This window comes from Streptomyces hirsutus (genome assembly GCF_001418415.1).
GTDB classification, from domain to species: Bacteria; Actinomycetota; Actinomycetes; order Streptomycetales; family Streptomycetaceae; genus Streptomyces; species Streptomyces hirsutus.
This window is the reverse complement of record NZ_LIQT01000723.1, coordinates 1-1,308: the sequence shown is the minus strand read 5'-3', so window position 1 is coordinate 1,308 and position 1,308 is coordinate 1. Positions and strand designations below refer to the sequence as shown.

1 protein-coding gene and 1 pseudogene are annotated in these 1,308 nt (G+C 73.7%); one reads left to right on the top strand and one right to left on the bottom strand.

The window, feature by feature from the left end; genetic code table 11:
- Positions 1-265 (bottom strand): annotated as a pseudogene (locus tag AOK11_RS37905) (hypothetical protein); the annotation flags it as partial.
- A gap of 213 nt (positions 266-478) precedes the next feature.
- Between AOK11_RS37905 and AOK11_RS37900 the strand changes: the two are divergent.
- Positions 479-1,279: an enoyl-CoA hydratase/isomerase family protein gene (locus tag AOK11_RS37900; protein ID WP_055598152.1), complete on the top strand. Its 801-nt coding sequence runs from the start codon at positions 479-481 to the stop codon at positions 1,277-1,279.
- Positions 1,280-1,308: the final 29 nt, after the last annotated feature.

Here is a 1,308-nt window from a genome sequence, read left to right as displayed (position 1 = left end):
GGTCCGGGACGACCGGGCGGGGGCCGGCCCCGGCGCCGAGGTCCGCGGGGCCCGGGTCGGACGCCAGGCGTACGAGGCTCAGGGCGCCCGCGGTCAGCGCCAGCCCGCCGCCGGCCAACAGAAGTTTCCGGTGGCGGGGTTTGCGGTGGCGGCCCCGGATGCGCGCGCTGAAGAGGGTGAATCCGGTGTGCGCCGGTGTGCCCTCGGCCGTCTCCGCTCCGGTGGACCGCGGTTCGGTCGGTCTGGTCGGTGTGTTCGTCGGCATGATGATTCCTCCCCCTGCGTACGCGCCCCCACGCGCCGCGGTGCCTCGCACGCTAGGCGTTCCCCTGCGAGGCCGAATCGGAGTGGCCGGGATATCACTCGAACGGGTGGACGGGGGTTGATCGGGGAACTGGACGCGCGCCCTTTCGCCGGACGGTGGCCGACTGCGATGATCGGGAGGACGGATGTTAACCATCGTTCACCGGAGGCTGTCGTGAGTGAGGAACGGTTCGGGGAGTTCGTGCTGGTGCGGCGTTATGAGCAGGGATATGTCGCGGAGCTCGTCCTCGACCGGCCCAAGGCCATGAACGCCGTCTCGACCGAGATGGCCCGGTCCCTCGCCGGGGCCTGCGCGGCACTGGGGAAGGACCCGGCCGTACGGGCGGTGGTGCTGACCTCGTCGCACGAGCGGGCCTTCTGTGTCGGGGCCGATCTGAAGGAGCGCAATTCCTTCAGCGACGCCGATCTGGTGCGCCAGCGGCCGGTGGCGCGCGGGGCCTACACCGGCGTGCTGGAGCTGCCGGTGCCGACGGTGGCGGCGGTGCACGGGTTCGCGCTGGGCGGCGGATTCGAACTGGCCCTGTCCTGCGATGTGATCGTCGCCGACCGCACGGCCGTGGTGGGGCTGCCCGAGGTTTCCGTCGGGGTGATTCCGGGCGGCGGCGGTACCCAGCTGCTGCCCAGACGGGTGGGCGCGGCGCGGGCCGCCGAGCTGATCTTCACGGCGCGCCGGGTGGAGGCCGCCGAGGCCCGGGAGCTGGGGCTCGTCGACGAACTGGTGGAGACGGGGCGGGACCGGGAGGAGGCGCTGGCCCTGGCCGCCCGGATCGCCGCCAACTCGCCGGTGGGGCTGCGGGCGGCCAAGCGGGCGCTGAGGCTCGGGCAGGGGCTGGACCTGCCCGCCGGCCTCGAGGTGGAGGACGCCGCCTGGCGGTCGGTGGCGTTCTCGGGCGACCGTGCGGAGGGCGTCGCCGCCTTCAACGAGAAGCGCAAGCCGGACTGGCCGGGGGAATAGGGCGGCGCCGGGCCGGAGGAGTGGAGGGG